At 76.5% G+C, this 1,993-nt stretch carries 1 protein-coding gene; it reads right to left on the bottom strand.

Going from position 1 to position 1,993, the window contains the following annotated elements:
• Window positions 1–1,869 (bottom strand): molybdopterin oxidoreductase family protein (locus VR44_RS02785; protein ID WP_045945735.1); only part of this gene is annotated, 1,869 nt, incomplete at its 3' end.
• Window positions 1,870–1,993 lie beyond the last annotated feature (124 nt).

Below are 1,993 nucleotides of genomic sequence, written 5' to 3'. Positions count from 1 at the left end.
GTCGGCCACCCCGAGGCGGGCGGCGAGGCGCGGGTGGAGCTCCACGAACGGGCCGGGGGCGGCCTCGTTGAGCTCGGGTACGCGGCGGGTCTGCGCCCCGGACTGGTACTGGGCGACCACCCGGCCCGTGGTGAGCAGCAGGGGGTAGTCGGCGTCGGGGGTCTCGGCGGCCTCGCGGTGGGCGACGGGTGCGAAGCGGGCCCGGCCGTCCTCGGTGGCGAAGCGGTCCAGGAACAGCCGGGGGGTTCCCGGGGAGCCCTCGGGGCAGGGCCAGAAGACGCCCTGTTCGGCGGTGATGCGCTCGTAGGAGATGCCGGAGTAGTCGGCGGGGCCGCCCGCGGAGGCGCGGCGCAGTTCGGCGAAGACCTCCTCGGGGTCGGTGGGGAAGCCCTTCTCCCGGCCGAGGCGGCGGGCGAGCCCGTGCAGGACCTCCAGGTCGCTGCGGACGCCGGGGGGCGGGGTGAGGGCCCGGCGGCGCAGCAGGACGCGGCCTTCCAGGCTGGTGGTGGTGCCGGTCTCCTCCGCCCACTGGGTGACGGGCAGGACCACGTCCGCGAGGGCGGCGGTCTCGGAGAGGACGACGTCGGCGACGGCGAGGAAGTCCAGGGAGCGGATGCGTTCCTCGACGTGGGCGGCGCGGGGTGCGGAGACGAGCGGGTTGGAGCCCATGAGGAGGAGCGCCTTGACCTCGCCGCCAAGGGCGTCGAGGAGTTCGTAGGCGCTGCGGCCGGGGCCGGGCAGGGTGTCGGGTCCGACGCCCCAGACCCGGGCGACGTGTTCCCGGGCGGCGGGGTCGGTGAGCTTGCGGTAGCCGGGGAGCTGGTCGGCCTTCTGGCCGTGCTCGCGGCCGCCCTGGCCGTTGCCCTGGCCGGTGAGGCAGCCGTAGCCGGAGAGCGGGCGGCCGGCCCGGCCGGTGGCGAGGCAGAGGTTGATCCACGCGCCGACGGTGTCGGTGCCCTTGGCCTGCTGTTCGGGGCCGCGGGCGGTGAGGACCATGGCGGATTCGGGTGCGCAGAACAGCTCGGCGGCGCGGCGCAGCCGGGGGACCGGGACTCCGGTGATCCGCTCGACGTGTTCGGGCCAGTGGGCCATGGCGGCGGCCCGGGCGTCCTCCCAGCCGGTGGTGCGGGCGGCGATGAACTCCGGGTCGGTGCGGCCCTCGGCGACGACGAGGTGCAGCAGGCCGAGGGCCAGGGCGAGGTCGGTGCCGGGGCGGGGGGCCAGGTGCAGGTCGGCCAGTTCGGCGGTGCGGGTGCGTCGGGGGTCGACGACGATCAGCGTGCCGCCGTTCGCCTTGAGTTCGGTGAGGTAGCGCAGGGCGGGGGGCATGGTCTCGGCGGGGTTGGAGCCGACGAGGATCACGCAGCCGGTGCGGGGGACGTCCTCCAGGGGGAAGGGGAGTCCGCGGTCCAGGCCGAAGGCGCGCTGGTGGGCGGCGGCGGCCGAGGACATGCAGAAGCGGCCGTTGTAGTCGATCTGGGAGGTGCCGAGGGCGACGCGGGCGAACTTGCCGAGGGCGTACGCCTTCTCGTTGGTGAGCCCGCCGCCGCCGAAGACGCCGACCGCGTCGGGGCCGTGGGTGCGGCGGGTGGCGGTGAGGCCGGCGGCGACGGCGTCGAGGGCCTCGTCCCAGCCGGCCGGGACGAGCGGGCCGCCGGGCCGGGAGCGGACGAGCGGTTCGGTGAGGCGCACCCGGGAGGAGAGCACCGCGGGGGCGGTGCGGCCCTTGCCGCACAGGGCCCCGCGGTTGACGGGGAAGTCGGCCCGCTCCTCGACCGCGACGCCGTCGGTGTGCGGCCGGAGGTTCATGCCGCACTGCAGGGCGCAGTAGGGGCAGTGGGTGGCGGTGACCGCCTGGGTGCTGTGCATACGGGCCAGGGTGCGGGTGGGGTGTTACGCGGGGTGCGGGCGCGTGTTACGGGCCGGGGTGCGGGGGCTCAGCGGCGCCGGCCGGGGCCCGTGAGGCCGGGAGGCGGCCCGGAGGGGTCTCTCC

Source organism: Streptomyces katrae, from assembly GCF_000966975.1.
GTDB classification, from domain to species: Bacteria; Actinomycetota; Actinomycetes; order Streptomycetales; family Streptomycetaceae; genus Streptomyces; species Streptomyces katrae.
The sequence above is the reverse complement of the archived record's forward strand: the minus strand, read 5'-3'. Positions and strand labels throughout refer to the sequence as shown.